17 protein-coding genes are annotated in these 14,849 nt (G+C 68.0%); 7 read left to right on the forward strand and 10 right to left on the reverse strand.

From position 1 onward, the window contains the following. Window positions 1-15 precede the first annotated feature (15 nt). Window positions 16-738: an alpha/beta hydrolase gene (locus tag JZ792_RS09755; RefSeq protein ID WP_216909076.1), complete on the reverse strand. Its 723-nt coding sequence runs from the start codon at window positions 736-738 to the stop codon at window positions 16-18. Window positions 739-845: 107 nt separating this feature from the next. Here JZ792_RS09755 and JZ792_RS09760 point away from each other — a divergent pair, with 107 nt between their 5' ends. Further along, window positions 846-1,778, forward strand: a complete 933-nt coding sequence (locus tag JZ792_RS09760) for an SMP-30/gluconolactonase/LRE family protein (protein WP_216909078.1) — start codon at window positions 846-848, stop codon at window positions 1,776-1,778. Window positions 1,779-1,807: 29 nt separating this feature from the next. Here the strand turns inward: JZ792_RS09760 and JZ792_RS09765 are convergent, their stop codons facing one another. Then, window positions 1,808-2,335, reverse strand: a complete 528-nt coding sequence (locus tag JZ792_RS09765; RefSeq protein ID WP_157978796.1) for a winged helix-turn-helix transcriptional regulator — start codon at window positions 2,333-2,335, stop codon at window positions 1,808-1,810. 55 nt (window positions 2,336-2,390) lie between these two features. Between JZ792_RS09765 and JZ792_RS09770 the strand changes: the two genes are divergently transcribed. Together JZ792_RS09770 and JZ792_RS09775 are read left to right on the forward strand one after the other, a co-directional pair. Next, complete coding sequence (locus JZ792_RS09770; RefSeq protein ID WP_254189564.1) at window positions 2,391-3,824, forward strand: MFS transporter; 1,434 nt, start codon at window positions 2,391-2,393, stop codon at window positions 3,822-3,824. Then, complete coding sequence (locus JZ792_RS09775; protein ID WP_216909080.1) at window positions 3,821-4,090, forward strand: hypothetical protein; 270 nt, start codon at window positions 3,821-3,823, stop codon at window positions 4,088-4,090. The genes JZ792_RS09770 and JZ792_RS09775 overlap by 4 nt, the downstream gene beginning before the upstream one ends. 52 nt (window positions 4,091-4,142) lie before the next feature. Here the strand turns inward: JZ792_RS09775 and JZ792_RS09780 are convergent, their stop codons facing one another. Together JZ792_RS09780 and JZ792_RS09785 are read right to left on the reverse strand one after the other, a co-directional pair. Next, the gene (locus JZ792_RS09780) at window positions 4,143-4,475 is read right to left on the reverse strand and encodes an MmcQ/YjbR family DNA-binding protein (RefSeq protein WP_216909082.1); all 333 of its coding nucleotides are present in this window, start codon (window positions 4,473-4,475) and stop codon (window positions 4,143-4,145) included. Between the two features lie 17 nt (window positions 4,476-4,492). Further along, window positions 4,493-5,341, reverse strand: a complete 849-nt coding sequence (locus tag JZ792_RS09785; RefSeq protein WP_216909084.1) for a hypothetical protein — start codon at window positions 5,339-5,341, stop codon at window positions 4,493-4,495. 215 nt (window positions 5,342-5,556) lie between these two features. Between JZ792_RS09785 and JZ792_RS09790 the strand changes: the two genes are divergently transcribed. Both JZ792_RS09790 and JZ792_RS09795 read left to right on the forward strand, forming a co-directional pair. Continuing rightward, window positions 5,557-6,729: an acyl-CoA dehydrogenase family protein gene (locus JZ792_RS09790; protein WP_216909086.1), complete on the forward strand. Its 1,173-nt coding sequence runs from the start codon at window positions 5,557-5,559 to the stop codon at window positions 6,727-6,729. 9 nt (window positions 6,730-6,738) lie between these two features. Beyond that, window positions 6,739-7,866 carry an acyl-CoA dehydrogenase family protein gene (locus JZ792_RS09795; protein ID WP_216909088.1) on the forward strand — a complete coding sequence of 376 codons (1,128 nt, stop codon included), beginning with the start codon at window positions 6,739-6,741 and terminating at the stop codon, window positions 7,864-7,866. A gap of 145 nt (window positions 7,867-8,011) precedes the next feature. Here the strand turns inward: JZ792_RS09795 and JZ792_RS09800 are convergent, their stop codons facing one another. After that, window positions 8,012-8,920: a hypothetical protein gene (locus JZ792_RS09800; RefSeq protein ID WP_216909090.1), complete on the reverse strand. Its 909-nt coding sequence runs from the start codon at window positions 8,918-8,920 to the stop codon at window positions 8,012-8,014. Window positions 8,921-9,210: 290 nt separating this feature from the next. Here JZ792_RS09800 and JZ792_RS41915 point away from each other — a divergent pair, with 290 nt between their 5' ends. Then, window positions 9,211-9,540 carry a hypothetical protein gene (locus JZ792_RS41915; RefSeq protein WP_254189565.1) on the forward strand — a complete coding sequence of 110 codons (330 nt, stop codon included), beginning with the start codon at window positions 9,211-9,213 and terminating at the stop codon, window positions 9,538-9,540. Between the two features lie 19 nt (window positions 9,541-9,559). Here the strand turns inward: JZ792_RS41915 and JZ792_RS09810 are convergent, their stop codons facing one another. The 5 genes from JZ792_RS09810 to JZ792_RS09825 all read right to left on the reverse strand — a co-directional run bounded on the left by JZ792_RS09810 (window position 9,560) and on the right by JZ792_RS09825 (window position 13,840). Beyond that, window positions 9,560-10,492: a hydroxymethylglutaryl-CoA lyase-like TIM-barrel protein gene (locus JZ792_RS09810; RefSeq protein ID WP_216909092.1), complete on the reverse strand. Its 933-nt coding sequence runs from the start codon at window positions 10,490-10,492 to the stop codon at window positions 9,560-9,562. Continuing rightward, window positions 10,492-10,626 (reverse strand): hypothetical protein, encoded by a 135-nt coding sequence (locus tag JZ792_RS42615; protein ID WP_256461399.1) that lies wholly within the window; start codon window positions 10,624-10,626, stop codon window positions 10,492-10,494. The genes JZ792_RS09810 and JZ792_RS42615 overlap by 1 nt, the downstream gene beginning before the upstream one ends. 29 nt (window positions 10,627-10,655) lie before the next feature. Continuing rightward, a complete protein-coding gene (locus JZ792_RS09815) occupies window positions 10,656-11,870 on the reverse strand; it encodes a CaiB/BaiF CoA transferase family protein (RefSeq protein WP_216909094.1) in 1,215 nt (404 codons plus the stop codon). A gap of 137 nt (window positions 11,871-12,007) precedes the next feature. Then, the gene (locus JZ792_RS09820) at window positions 12,008-12,940 is read right to left on the reverse strand and encodes a TauD/TfdA dioxygenase family protein (protein WP_216909096.1); all 933 of its coding nucleotides are present in this window, start codon (window positions 12,938-12,940) and stop codon (window positions 12,008-12,010) included. Window positions 12,941-13,069: 129 nt separating this feature from the next. Beyond that, complete coding sequence (locus JZ792_RS09825; protein ID WP_216909098.1) at window positions 13,070-13,840, reverse strand: deoxyribonuclease IV; 771 nt, start codon at window positions 13,838-13,840, stop codon at window positions 13,070-13,072. A gap of 151 nt (window positions 13,841-13,991) precedes the next feature. Between JZ792_RS09825 and JZ792_RS09830 the strand changes: the two genes are divergently transcribed. Next, window positions 13,992-14,849: serine/threonine-protein kinase (locus JZ792_RS09830; protein WP_216909100.1), on the forward strand; the 858-nt coding region annotated here is incomplete at its 3' end.

Raw genomic sequence — 14,849 nt, forward strand, 5'->3', positions numbered from 1 at the left:
GGCCCGCCGCCCGGCTCAGCGTTGCCGAGCCAGCCCCACCACCGCGTTTCGGAGCCACTGCGCGATATCCCCGGCGACCCGAGCGTGCCCCGGCTCGTGCAGCAGGTCGTGTCCGGCGTCGGCGTACTCACGCAAATTTACCGTTTCGTGGCGCGCAGTCCATACCCTCATCGCATCGATCGGCGCCCGACGGTCCTCCATCCCGTGCACGGCGAGCACGGGAAGGCGTGCGGGCAGCGGGGTGCCGAGCGCGCCGGGAACACCGCCGCCGAGCGCGCGCTTCGGCACGCCGGACAGCACCAGACCGGTCAGGTCCTCGACGGGCAGACTCGGCGTCACCGGCACGTTGGCCTCGACGGCGGACAGATCGGCCTCCGAGCCGACATCGGGAACGGCCGCGCCGAGCATGCCGAGCGCGGTGACCGCGCCGAGCGAATGGCCCATCAGCACCATCGGTGTGTGTGGAAGTTCCACGCGTGTCAATTCGACCAGTTTCGTCGCGTCCGCCACCAGTTCGGCCAACGTGCCCGGATGTTCGGGATCGCCCTCGCTGAGTCCGTGACCTGCGGTATCGAGTGCCCACATCTCGACATCGATCGTTCTGAGGGTCCTCGCGAGCCGGTGATAATGGCCGCTGTGCTGGCCCAGGCCGGGCAGGAGAACCACCACCGCGACGTTGTTTTCGACCGGCCACCGCCGATAGTGCATCCGGCCACGCGCGCCGTCGAAGAAAAGCATGAAAAGATAGTGCCAAAACTTTTGCGTATCAGGGTACTTCACACAAATTACGTGGATACGACTAGACTGCGCGGATTCGCCCGGCAGCCAGGAGGATCGACGTGTTCGTGAAACGGCATCGCAGTCGCGTTCGCTGGGCCCGTCCTGTCCTCGCCGCACTCGCCGTGACCTGCCTTTCCGGTGCGCCGACCGCCTCGGCGGACCCGGTGGCCGGTTGCGCGCCCGCCGTGGCGACCCCTGTGCTCCCAGCTCAGGTGCCGATTCTGGACTGGTCGGAGAACGTCACCTTCGACGCCGACGGCAATCTCTGGGTCGCGCGCCTGTATCGCAACGCCGTCCAGCGCTACGACCGCACCGGCGCGCTGACCGCGACGGTGCCGGTCGAATTCCCCGGCGCGCTGCGGCTCGGACCCGACGGACTGCTCTACGTGGTCTACGGGGACGCGCCGACCAGCGCGATACGTCCCGGCGGCGTGGTCCGGTTCGATCCCAGGGCCGCGCAGCCGCGTCCCGAGGTCTTCGTCGACGGTTTGGCCTCGATGCCCAACGGCGCGGCATTCGGGCCGGACGGGGCCCTCTACATCGCCGCCACGAACGCGGGTGTGATCAAGGTCCGCCCGGACGGCACGATCGATGCCGAATGGACCGCGCGGGCGGCGGGTTCGGGTGGCGGTTCAGGTGCCAATGGCATCGTGATCCGCGACCGCACGATCTACCTGACGGCGAACGGCAGCGCGCTGGGGCAGGTCGTCGGCATCGCGATCGACGCCCCCGAGCGCAGGGCCGTGCTCGCCGACCTCACCACCGGCGTGGCGGGCATCCCCGATTTCGCCGACGATCTGCTGATCGACGACACGGGAATCCTGTATGTGACCACGTTGTCGGGCAAACTCGTCCGGGTCGATCCGAGCGGGGGAGCGGTCTGCACGGTGCTGACCGGCCAGCCGATGACGTCGGTGGTCGCCGTGCCGGGGCAGCGCGACGAACTGTTCGTCGGCACCGAGGTCGGCACCGTGCTGCGCGTCCGGCTCGCTCGCTGATCCGGGTCGGCGGACCGCCCGGTTCGGCGTCAGTGTCCGATCGGGTCCGGTTCGATCGGGTCCGTTCGTTCGGATAGCGGTCGCCAGGGCGGCGCGGGCGCGTTCGCCCCCGGTCCGGGACCGACCTCGACATCGCTCGGCAGGAGTTCTTCGCCGCAGCATTCGCAGACGACCTTGGCGTGGGTTATCTCTCCGCATCCGCGATGCCGCAGCTGTGTCGGCGCGCCGTTGACGAGTCCGGTGTGCTTCTCGCCCCACGCGAGGATGGCGGCGATCACCGGATAGAGCTCGATTCCCGCCGGAGTCAGTCGGTATTCGTGCAGGCTGCGCTGCGGACCCGAGGCGTATTCGCGCCGTTCCATGATGCCGAAGTCGACCAGGCGGTTGAGTCGATCGGTGAGGATATTGCGCGCGATGCCGGTTCGGCGCTGATAGTCCTCGAAGGTGCGGGCCCGGAAATAGGCCGCGCGCAGGATCGCGATCACCCAGCGTTCACCCAGTACCGCGCTCGAACGTTCGATGGCGCAGTTACTGCCCAGCAGATCATCGTGTTTCATCCACGCCAGAATACCCCGTTGCAAAACGCAACTACGTCGCCTAGCTTCTAGTTGCATGTTGCAACGACGCGCTCTGGCGCTTCTGGCTATCTGCGGCAGCGCGTTCCTCGCCTTCCTCGACACTTCGATCGTCAATGTCAGCTTCCCCGATATCGCCGCCTCGTTCCCCGACGCCGACCGCGCCGAACTGAGCTGGGTACTGGACGCCTACTTCATCGCCATGGCGGCACTGCTCGTCCCGGCGGGCGGACTGGGTGACCGATTCGGCCACAAGCCATTATTACTTTGGGGCACAGCACTTTTCGTGCTCACCTCGATCGCCTGCGCGTTCGCCCCGACCTGGGAATTCCTCGTCGGGGCCCGCGCGATGCAGGGCGTCGCGGCGGCGATCATCACCCCGGTGTCGATGGCGTTGCTGTTGCCCGAATTCCCGCTGGAGCGCCGCGCCGCCGCCGTCGGGATCTGGGGCGCGGCCGCCGCGCTCGCCGCGGGCGCCGGTCCGCCGCTGGGCGGGCTGCTCATCGAATTCGGCGACTGGCGCTGGATCTTCCTCGTCAACGTCCCCGTCGGACTCCTCATCCTCGCGGCGGGCCGGGCCGCGTTGCGCGATACCCCGCGCGGCACCGAGAGCGGACTTCCCGATCTGCTCGGGGCACTGCTGGCCGCGATCGGACTCGGACTGCTCGCCCTCGCCATCATCGAGGGGCACAACTGGGGATGGGGCAGTCCCGGCACCGTCGCCTGTTTGGTCGTCGCGGCGATTCTGGTGGCCTGGCTGGTCCGTCGCTGCGCGACCCATCCGCACTCTCTCGTGGAACCGGCGCTCGCCCGCATTCCGAGTTTCGTTCTCGGCAATCTCGGCACGCTGCTGTTCGCGATGGGCTTCTTCTCGATGATCCTCGGCAACATTCTCTTTCTCACCGGGGTCTGGCAGTACAGCGTGCTGACGGCCGGTCTCGCGGTGCTGCCGGGCCCCTTGCTCACCACCGTCGTCGCCGTTCCGGCGGGCAGGCTCGCCGACCGTTTCGGACATCGCGCGGTGATCGTCCCCGGCGCGCTGATCTACGCGACCGGCCTGCTGTGGTTGCGCGGAGCGGGTGCGGAACCGGATTTCCTCGGCACCTGGCTGCCCGGACAGTGTCTGGTCGGTATCGGAATCGGCCTGGCGTTCCCGGCTCTGGGCGCGGCGGCCGTCACCGATGTTCCCGCCGCCCGCTACGGCTCGGCCAGCGCCGTCGTCGCGGCCTTCCGGCAGTTCGGCGCGGTACTCGGCACCGCGGTGCTGATCGCCGTCATCGGTACCTCCACCACCCTGGCGGACGCGTTGGCGGCCTCGGACCGCGCCTTCCTGTTCGGTATCGGAGCGGGCCTGGCGGCCGGTGTCGTCGCGCTCGCCCTGCGTCCGGCGACCGTGGCGGCACGCTCGGTCGAGCCCGCTGTCGAGCCTGTCGCCGAGGCCGCTGTCGAGCCGATCGAGGTGAAACCGTGACCGCGAGTCGCCGAAACCGTTGCACCGCAGGGGAATCGGTGCTGGGAACGCTGCGGATGATCGTCACCACGATCCAGGCGCTCTCCCCGTCGGGTCGCCGCCGCTTCACGCTGGAAGTGTGCTGCGCGGTCGGTTCGGCGCTGCGCGAGGCCGAAGTGCGCGGCCCGGCCGACTTCGGCGCGACCTGCGCGCCCGCCGTTGTCGAGTTACCCGAATATCGCTGGCATTACGTCACCGAGGAGGCGTGGGCCGACACGCGGCCTTGACGACGGGCTTGTCTCGGGCGCGGTCCGGACAGGTAATCGCCCGATACAGGGCTCAGGCGTCGTCGAGGAGACGACTCGGGGCCGCTTGCCGCCAGGAGTCGAACAGGATGTCGCGCAATTCCCCGGCATCCTCGAGCGCCGACAATCGCGCACGTACCCACGAGGAGGATGCCTCGTGGGTGGGCACCCAGAATTTGTCCGGCTCGGCCGCGATCAACTCGTCCCGGTCGGGTTTCGGACAGCGCACCGCGAACGAGGTCTGATCGTCGGGCACGGTGGCGAACATCTTGCCCGCCACGTCGAAGGTCGGATGATCCCAGCGCTCCTTTTCCGCGCTCTCGGGAAAGGAGAGCGCGATCCGGCGCACGTCATCGGCGTCCAGCACGGTAGTGGGACGAGACCTCAGCTGCCGGAAGGAACTTCGCCCTGAACCGCCGCGCCCGCGGGAGGCTGCGGTGCGGCGGGCGCGGGAACCGGAGCCGGAGCGGGCGCCGCGGGGGCCGGTGTGGGAACGTCGGCGGGGGCCGGTGAACCGGTGCCGGGTCCCGCCTGCGGTACCGGCGGGAGGCTCGGCGTGGTCGGGGCCGCTGCGGATTCCGGGGCGGGGGCCGCTTCCGCCGGTGCGGCGGCGGGCAGGTCGGGGACCACGAAGGTGCCGACGGTCGGCGTCATCACGCAGTTCGCGAACGGATAGTTGATGACACCCCACATCGAGGCCAGCACGGTGCCGGGACCGGAATCGATGGTCTTGGACAGCGTGGGCAGTCCGACCTCGGTGCGGTCGTCGAGTGTGTCCAGGCCGCTGCGGCCGTTGTTGATATTGACCCAGGCCACCACGAGGCCCGAATTCAGCGGAGCGCCCGTATGCGCGGGCGAGGCGCTGAAGCGCAGGGTGCCGGGATCGGGGCTCACGCCCTGGTTGCGATTGGGGCCCTCGGTGGTCGCCGCCGCGATGATGGTGGTGATCGGCCCGTGGCTGCCACAGCCGAAGGTGGGGGCGGCGTAGGCGAAGGGAATGAAACTGGCCGCCACGTGACGCAATTGGGGCAGGTCGAGCAGTGAGGTGTACTCCTTCAGCGCTCCGACGCCCGCCTGCGCGGAGATGTCCTCTCCCGCCCGCACGGTGAGGTCGGTGAGCGCGGTATCGACCGGTGACGCCGGTTCGGCGGACGCGCTGCCGAGGGTCAGAACCGCACCGATGCCGAGTGATGTCACTGCCGTGGCCGCGCGCGCGAAGGTTCTGCCGTTCACTACACAACTCCCTTTTGACTGCTGAACGCGTGGGTTTTTCCCAGCCCCACCTGCAGCAAGTTACCAGTTCGCCGTGGAGTGCGCCCGGGTAGCCGTCGTGGTCGCCCGGTGGTTGCCCGTGTTTGCGTGTTTGCCTGGTGTGATCCCGGAGTCAGCGGGAGACTACCGAGAGGTAGGGTTTCACTCGGACGTACGAGACACCATGGGAGCTATGTATGAAAATATCCCTGTCCCCCGACGAGGTCGCCTTCCGCGACGAACTGCGCCAGTTCTATCGCTCCGAGATTCCCTCCGAGATCCGCGAGCGTGTGAAATACGGTAAGGAGCTGTCCCGCGAGCAAGTCGTCACCTCACACAAGATCCTCAACGACCACGGGCTCGCCGTGCCGAACTGGCCGGTCGAGTGGGGCGGCAAGGACTGGACGCCGATCCAGCGCCACATCTGGCAGGACGAGATGCAGCTGGCCTCGGTTCCCGAGCCGCTGACCTTCAACGCACAGATGGTCGGCCCGGTCATCGCGCATTTCGGTTCCCAGGAGATCAAAGAGCGGTTCCTGCCGCCCACCGCCGCCATGGACATCTGGTGGTGCCAGGGCTTCTCCGAACCCGACGCGGGTTCCGACCTCGCCGCACTGCGCACCACCGCGGTACGCGACGGCGATTCCTACATCGTCAACGGCCAGAAGATCTGGACGACCCTGGCCCAGTACGCGGATTGGATCTTCTGTCTCGTACGCACGGATCCGAACGCGCCCAAGAAGCAGGCGGGCATCTCCTTCCTGCTCTTCGACGTGAAGAGCCCCGGCGTCACCATCCGCCCGATCAAGCTGATCGACGGCGGATACGAGGTCAACGAAGTCTTCTTCGAGAATGTCCGCGTTCCCGCCGATCAGCTGGTCGGCGAGGAGAACATGGGCTGGACCTACGCCAAATTCCTGCTCGGCAACGAGCGCACCGGCATCACGGGCGTCGGACGGACCAAGGTCAAACTCGGTGTCGCGAAGGAATACGCGCGTCAGACCGGTGCCGGGGCCGGAACCCTGCTGGAGGACCCGCTGTTCGCGGCGCGGGTCGCCGAACTGGAGAACGAACTGCTCGCGCTCGAACTCACCCAGTTGCGCGTGGTGTCCAACTCCGAGGACGGCAAACCGAATCCGGTGTCGTCGGTGCTGAAGATGCGCGGTTCGGAATTGCAGCAGGCCGCCACCGAACTGCTGCTCGACATCGCGGGACCGGACGCGATTCCGGTCGGCGCGGACGATATCGCCTCACCCGCCTGGGCCCAGCGCACCGGTCCCGGCTACCTGAACTACCGCAAGACAACCATCTACGGAGGTTCGAGCGAGGTGCAGCGCACCATCATCGCCTCCACGATCCTCGGATTGTGAGGGGCCATCATGGATTTCGAACTCACCGATGAACAGGTCATGCTGCGTGACACCGTCCGCGACCTGCTCGCCCGCGCCTACGATCCGGAGACCCGGCTCAAGGTGACCGATACCGAACTCGGTTGGAGTCGCGACGTCTGGAATCAGCTCGCCGAACTCGGCGTCCTCGGCCTGCCCTTCTCCGAGGAAGACGGCGGCGTCGGCGCGGGCCCGGTCGAGACCATGGTCGTGTTGCAGGAGGTCGGCCGCAGGCTGGCTCCCGAGCCGATCGTGGACGCGGTCTACGTGCCCGGCGCCCTGGTCGCCCTCGCGGGCAGTGCCGAGCAGCGCGGACGCATCCTGCCCGAGATCGCGGGCGGGACCAGACTGCTCGCCTTCGCCCATGCCGAACCGGGTAAGCGGTGGCCGTCGGTGGAACTGGGCACCACGGCCACCGCGCAGGGTGATTCGTACACGCTGACCGGTGTGAAGAATCCGGTCTCGCACGGTGACGCCGCCGACGAACTCGTCGTCAGCGCGGCGCTGCCGGGCGGCGGTGTCGGACTGTTCCTGGTCGCGCCCGATGCCACCGGCGTGGTCCGCAAGACCTACAGCACAGTGGACGGATCGCGCGGCGCCCAGATCGAACTGGACAACGCGCCCGGCGAACTGCTGGGTGACGCGCAGGACGCCGCCGACACGGTGCTGTCGGCGCTGACCCACGCGCAGGCGCTGCTGTGCGCCGAATCCATCGGCGCGATGGAGGAGGCGCTGCGGCTGACCACCGATTATCTCAAGGCTCGCAAGCAGTTCGGTGTCACGCTGTCGAAATTCCAGACGCTGACCCAGCGGGCGGCGAACATGTACGTCTCGCTGGAACTGGCGCGCAGTATGAGCCTGTACGCCACGGCGTCGCTGGCGGACGGCTCGGTCGATCCGGTCGTCGGCTCGCGGGCCCGGTTGCAGATCAGTCGTTCGGCCAGGCATGTCGGGCAGGAGGCGATCCAGATGCACGGCGGTATCGGCGTCACCGCGGAATATCCGGTTGGCCACTACGTCGCCAGGCTGACCGCGATCGAGCGCACCCTCGGCGGCTCGCTCGAGCATCTGTCGGTGCTCACCGCGCGGGTCGGGGATTACGAACTGCCGGAGTTGTAGGTCGGCTGCGACGGTGGCCGGATGGCCGGTGCGGGATTCGCTACTCGCACCGACCATCCGGCTTTTTCGTGTTCCGAAGGTCGGCGCGGATCGAGTGGCGCTCGAGTCCGGGGTTATTCGGATGCTCGGGGCGCTCGATCGGCGTTCATCGTGGCGTGGTGGTCGGGTCGGCGGAGACGAGCGGGCCCGCGACGATCGTGGTCGCGTCCTCGGTGGTGGTCGTCGATTCCGCGAGGGGGGACCGCGCTGTCGACGTGGGCACCGTAGGTGTCTGCGCGACAGACGTTTGCGTCGCGGGGGACTGCTCCACAGTCTGCGCGACAGGTGTCTGCTCCACAGGTGCCGGTGCCACCGATGCGTCCGCGGTGGACGACAGCGCGATCGGTGACTGCTCGATCGGTGATTCGATCGCCTGCGGTTGCGCGATGGGCGATTCCGGGATCGGCGCGATGGGAGATTCCGTGGTGGCGCCCGCGTTCGTCGGTTCGATGACGATCGGTTCTCCCACACCGGGTTGCGGGGCGCTCGAATCCTCGGTGCGCGTTTCCTCCAGGGCCGCGGCTTCCTCGGTACTCGTCTGCGCGCGGGTCGTCGGCACGGATTCCTCGACGGTGGTCGGATCGGCCGTCTGCGTGCGGGTTCGGGTCGTCGTCGGGGTCTCTTCGGTATCCGAACCCCGGGTGGCGGGTGGCGTCGTCGTGCGCGTGGGGGACGTCCGTCCCGGCCGGGTGGAGGATTCGGGTGACTCGGTCGCCGAGTCCGGTTCGGCGCCCGGCGAAGTCGACGAAGGCGGGGTGTATCCGGCGGGCCTGCGCGGCGGGCCCGCGGGCGCCATCTGCCAGGTCGGGGACGGCGGGATGATCACCTTGGGGACCGTGACGCTCGAACCGTCGCGCATGGTCGCCACCGCGGCGGCCGGACCGAGTTCGAGCGGCGGCGGCGGCACGTAGATGTCGTGGTGTCCGACACCGCAGGCGCCGATGAGAACCAGGCCGAGCGATACGGCGCCGACTGCGATCGCCGGACCGGCGATCTTGGCCCTGCTGCTCACCATCGGGGTCTCTCCTCGTGTGTTTTCGAGTGGGCTCACCATAAACCAGGTCGATCGACCAAGCCAGATGGGACACCGGTCGGCGGGTCCGCGACCACCGGTTTTAAACATTGGTGATTCAAATATCGAATTGGTCTCACCGGCGTGTCGTGGACACGTGTCGCACCATATCGGCCAGTGCGGGTCGTAGCGTTGTGATCGAAGTTACGCGTGAGACGCCTGTATCAGATGAGAGACGCGCCGCTCGAGCCGCGCGATGGCAATACTCTTGTCGGCGTCATCGAGGAGTGGTGATGGGAGCATACTCGACAACGCCGTTGCGCTCCGCGCCCGAAGCCGACGAGGCGCAGGCCCCGGCATCGGAGCGGCACGACGAGTCGACACAGAGTGAGTCGGCACACAGCGGGTCGGCACACGGTGAGTCGGCACAGCCGGTGCGCACCGTGCCCAGGGTCCTTTTCCGGATCCTCGGATGGGTTTTCTTCGTCGCGGGCCTCGTCGGGGCCGTACTCGGCATCGCCGGGCTGCACGTGGAGATCACCGTCGCGGGCTTGATCCTGGCCTGTACGTCCGGACTGGTCCTGCTCAAGTTGCGCGCCGACCAGGGGAAGCCCGGCGACTGAAGGATTTCCGCGCGGCGGATCAGGCCGACGCCCGATGCGCCACCCATTCGAAGGCCTCGGCCTTCGAACGCGCCCCCTGCGCGGCCCGCGAACGATTGGGCTCGCCGAGATCGCCCAGCAGTTCCTCGGTCAGCTCGACCAGACCGGCCAGCGTGGCCGGGGTGAACCAGGCGGGTCTGGTGGCGAAGAGGATGTCCTCGGTCGAGGTGTTGCCGCTGGCTCCCGGTGCGAACGGACAGCCGCCGAGACCGCCGAGCGAACCGTCGACCATGGTCGCTCCCGCCGCGAGCGCGGCCAGCGTGTTCGCCACCCCCATACCCCAGGTGTCGTGGCCGTGGAAGACGATGCGGCGCCGCGGAGTTCGCGTCGCCACCGCGGAGATCAGCTCCGTCACCTGAGCCGGATGCGCCTGGCCGAGGGTGTCGGCGATCACGATGTCGGCAGCGCCGTCGGTGCGGGGATCCGCGGCGATGGCGAGTACCCGCTCCGGATCGACCGGCCCCTCGAAGGGACAGGTGAAACTGGTCGCCAGACAGAGCTGGATCTCGCCGCCCGCCTCCTGGGTCAGACGTACCGCGTCGGGCATGGCGGCGACGCTGTCCTCCGTGCTGCGTCCGATATTGGCCCTGTTGTGCGAATCCGAGGCGGAGAAGCAGTACTGGAAATTGCGCACGCCCGCCGCCGCGGCCTTCTCGATATGGCGCGGCGTCGCCACCCAGACCCAGCACCGCCGCAATTCCTCGGGGGTGAGCTCGGCGATGAGATCCATGGTGTTGGCCATCGGCGGCACCAGATCGGGCCGCGCCATGGAACCGATCTCGAGCGCGGGCACGCCGAGCGCGAGCAGCTTCCGGACGATGCGCACCTTGTGTTCGACCGGCAGCACCTTCCCGGTGAGTTGCAGACCGTCACGCAGGGTCACGTCGCGCAGAACGGATTCGGTCGCCTTCATCACTTCTCCTCGCGCGTCCGGTTCGGCACGCACATGACGCCCGCCCAGGCCTTCCGGTTGATTCCCGCCGGATTCGGATGCACGGTCGGCCTGCGCGGCGCGGGCGCGCGCGTCTCCCAACGACCCCGACCCATCGGACGACGACGCTCGGGACCCGGCCTGCTCACGAGATCCCCATCGCGTCGACCTCGGCGGCGCTGCGGCCGAGGAGTTCGGTGAGCACCTCGCGGGTGTGCTCGCCGAGATCGGGGCCGACGTTGCGGATGGGAAGCGATTTCCCGCCGATGACGGGCACGATGCCGGGGAATCCGACGGTCTTGGGTTCGGGTTCGCCGACGTCGACCGCGAACGGCTGGATCATGTCGCGGGCCAGATACTGCTCGTCGGCGACGATATCGGCGGCGGTGTAGATCGGACCGCAGGGAATGGCGGCCCCCTCCAGAATCGTCAACGCCTCGTCCCTGGTGTGGCGGATCGTCCATTCGGCGATCGACGCGTCGAGCCGCTCCCGGTGACGCCAGCGGCCCGCGTTGTCCTGGAGTTCGGGATCGGCGGCCAGATCCGGGCGTTCGATCACCGCCATGTAGCGCTGGAAGATGGCGTCGCCGTTGCCGCCGATGATGATGCTGACCCCGTCCGCGCACGGATAGGCGTTACTCGGGGCGATGCCTTCCATCCGGCCGCCGACCCGTTCCCGGTTGATGCCGTAGGCGAGATAGTCCGGCACCAGCGATTCCATCACCGACAGGATGGCCTCGTTCAGCGCGACATCGATGACGCGCTCGGACAGCGCCACCGAACCCGCGCCGACCCGCTCACGCCGGAACAGCGCCATGACCGTGCCGAATGCCGCGTAGATGCCCGCGATCGAGTCGCCGATCGACACCCCGACGCGCACCGGCGGACGGTCCGGATCGCCGACGAGTTCACGCAGGCCGCCGACCGCCTCGGCGACCGCGGCGAACCCCGGGCGTTCGGCCATCGGACCGGTCTGCCCGTAGGCGGAGATGCGGGTGATAACGAGATCGGGATTGACGGCATCGAGGACCTCGGGGCCCAAGCCCCACTTCTCCAGCATGCCGGGACGGAAATTCTCGAGCAGCACATCCGAATGCCGGATGAGGTCGAGCACGATCTCGCGGCCCTGTTCGGTGCGCAGATCCAGCGTGATCGACTTCTTGTTCCTGTTGACGGTGCGGAACAGCATCGAGGTGTCACCGCCGTAGAGCCGCCAATTGCGCAACTCGTCACCCACCCCGGGCCGCTCGACCTTGATCACCTCGGCGCCGAAATCGCCGAGAATGCGTCCGGCGGTCGGCGCCGCGATGTAATTGCCGAGCTCGAGGACGCGAACGCCGTCCAACGGCCGAATACTCATGGCAACCAGTGTGGACTATCGACCACCGGTCGGCGCCGCGCACCTCGTCCGACGGCACGGCGTCCGACCGCCGTGCCGCCCCTCATCGCCGGGGCGGGGCCCGACCGGGGGTGAGGGCCCGGTCGGGCCCCGCTGGGTCAGGCGGCCTCGGTGACGTCCTCGACGATCGAGTAGTGCTCGGCGTCGCCCGCGACGACGGTGCTGCGCCTGCCGTCGACACCGACCGGGACATCGCCCGCCAGCGTGATGCGGGTCAGGCGGCGCGGCGCGTCGTCGTAGTCGTCGATCGCGTAGTGCTGGGTGGCGCGGTTGTCCCAGATCGCGACATCGCCCAGCTGCCAATCCCAGCGGGTGGTGTTCTCCAGCCGGGTCACCCGATCCTGGAACAGGCGGAACAGCGCCTGCGACTCCGGCGAGGACAGACCCACGAAATGCTTGACGAAATGACCGACCAGCAGCGACTTCTCGCCGGTCTCCGGATGGACCCGCACCACCGGGTGTTCGGTCTCGTAATAGGTCGACTCGAATTCGGCGCGGTATGCGGTCGAATTCGGATTGTTCCTGATCGTGTTGTGCGAGGCGGCGTAGTCGTAGACGTTGGTGTGCACCGCGCGCAGATTCTCGGCGAGCAACTTCAGCGGCTCGGGCAGCGACTCGTAGGCCGCGACGGTGGAGGCCCACGTCGTCGAGCCACCGTAGGGCGGTAGGTGCACCGCCCGCAGGATCGACGCCTTCGGGATCCGGTCGACGAAGGTGACATCGGTGTGCCAGCTGTTGGCACGGCCGCTCTCGGAATCGATCGCCAGACTTTTCACGCCCTTGGAGGTGACCGTGGGATGCGGGGTGGTCGGGGTGCCGAGCAACTGCGCGAATTCGTACTGGCCGTCCTCGGTCAGATGATCCTGGCCGCGGAAGAAGATCACCTTGTGCTCGAGCAGCGCGGCACGGATCACCTCGACGGTGGTGGCGTCCAGATCGGCGCCGAGCCGGACACCGTCGACCCTGGCGCCGATGCGGGAGCCGAGTTTGGACACCGTCGCGGTGCGGGGGGTGGCGTAGTCGACCGTCATGTGATCACCTTCGCTGCTCGAAGTCGGGTGGGTACGACGTCGAGCACATCACCGTGACAGCGCCCGGACCAGGTTTGTCGTCGCGCTGATCGCAACCGGCGACGCCGGGCCGCCGACCGAGTGGACCGGTCAGCCCAGGTGTTCGCGCAGGTAGGCCAGATCGTCGGCGACCCCTTCGGCGGGGGTCTCCAGGATCACCGGCGCGTCGGCGGTCCGGCACACCTCGGCCAGTAGTTCCGGGTCGATGGTGCCGTCGGCGAAATTGGCGTGCCGATCCGCGCCGGAGTTGAATTCGTCACGCGAGGAGTTCAGGTGCACCAGATCGATCCGGCCGGTGATGGCCTTGATCCGTTCGACGACGCCGACCAATTCCTCCCCGCCGGCCCAGGCGTGACAGGTGTCGAGACAGAACCCGGCGCCGAAATCGCCGACCGCGTCCCAGAGCCTGCCGATCGAGTCGAAATGCCGCGCCATCGCGTGGTTACCGCCCGCGGTGTTCTCGATCAGGATCGGCACGGCGAAACCGCCCTTGTCCTGTTGACGTTCGAACAGCTTGCGCCAGTTGACGATCCCGTCCTCGATCTCGGCGTCGGAACGGACGTGACCGCCGTGCACCACCAGGCCGAAGGCGCCGAGCTCGGCGGCGGCCTTCGCCTGCTGGGCGACCGCGTTGCGCGAGGGCATCCGCAGCCGGTTGTTCAGGCTGGCGACGTTGATCTGATACGACGAGTGCACCACCACATCGATGGGACTGGCCAGGATCTCCTCGGTTCGCGGATGCGGCGTGGGCTTGTCCCAGCTCTGCGGATCGACGACGAACAACTGGATGACCTCGGCACCGAGTTTCTCACCGAAGCCGATCGGGTCGCCGTCGAGCCGTACGTGTGCTCCAATGCGCATGGGTTCAGCCTAATGACTGGCACCGACAGCTCGCCGACAGTCGATGTTCGCGGCCGTGCCGGTGAATAATGGGATGTTGCGCCCGCGTGGTCCGAAGAGATACATCGTTAGGATCCACGTGCTCGACCCTACGAGGGGGGTGATTCAGACCGTGTTGCGCACTGGCGAGACCTTCGCCGGATATGTGATCAAGCGTGTGCTCGGTCAGGGCGGCATGGGCACCGTGTATCTGGCTCAGCATCCGCGGTTGCCGCGACTGACCGCACTGAAACTGCTCGAACGCGATCTCTACGGTGACGCCGAGATGCGTGGCAGATTCGAGCGCGAGGCCGACCTGGTCGCGCAGTTGGACCATCCGAATATCGTCACCGTGTACGACCGGGGCGCGGAAGAGGACCAGCTCTGGATCTCCATGCAGTTCGTGGCCGGGTCCGATGCGGCCAGCGTCGATGTGAACGTGCTCGCGCCCGCTCGCGCCGTGCAGATCATCGGCGAGACCGGCGCCGCGCTCGATTTCGCGCACGCCAACGGGGTGCTGCACCGCGACGTGAAACCGGCCAACATCCTGTTGGCCAAGGCGCCCATCGGGCAGCCGGAACGGGTGCTGCTCACCGATTTCGGCATCGCCGGTATGCGTGACAGCGACACCACCCTCGGATCCGCGGGCACCATCACCGCCACCCTCGCCTACGCCGCCCCCGAACAGTTGAGCGGACAATCGCTCGACCACCGCGCCGACCAGTACTCGCTGGCCTGCACCCTGTTCTGGATGCTCACCGGCACCGCGCCGTTCAACGGGACCAGCCCCGCCTCGGTGATGAACGGCCACCTCTACGGTCAGGTGCCCTCGCTGCGACCGTTGCGCCCGGGAATTCCCCCCGCCCTCGACACCGTGCTCGCGCGCGCGATGGCCAAACGCCCCGACGACAGATTCGCCAGCTGCACCGATTTCGCGGCGGCGGCGCGACGGGCGGTCACCCCCGTCGGTCAGCCCGGCCCCGTGGGAATG

The sequence above is a fragment of the Nocardia noduli genome, from assembly GCF_019038455.1.
Classification (GTDB): Bacteria; Actinomycetota; Actinomycetes; order Mycobacteriales; family Mycobacteriaceae; genus Nocardia; species Nocardia noduli.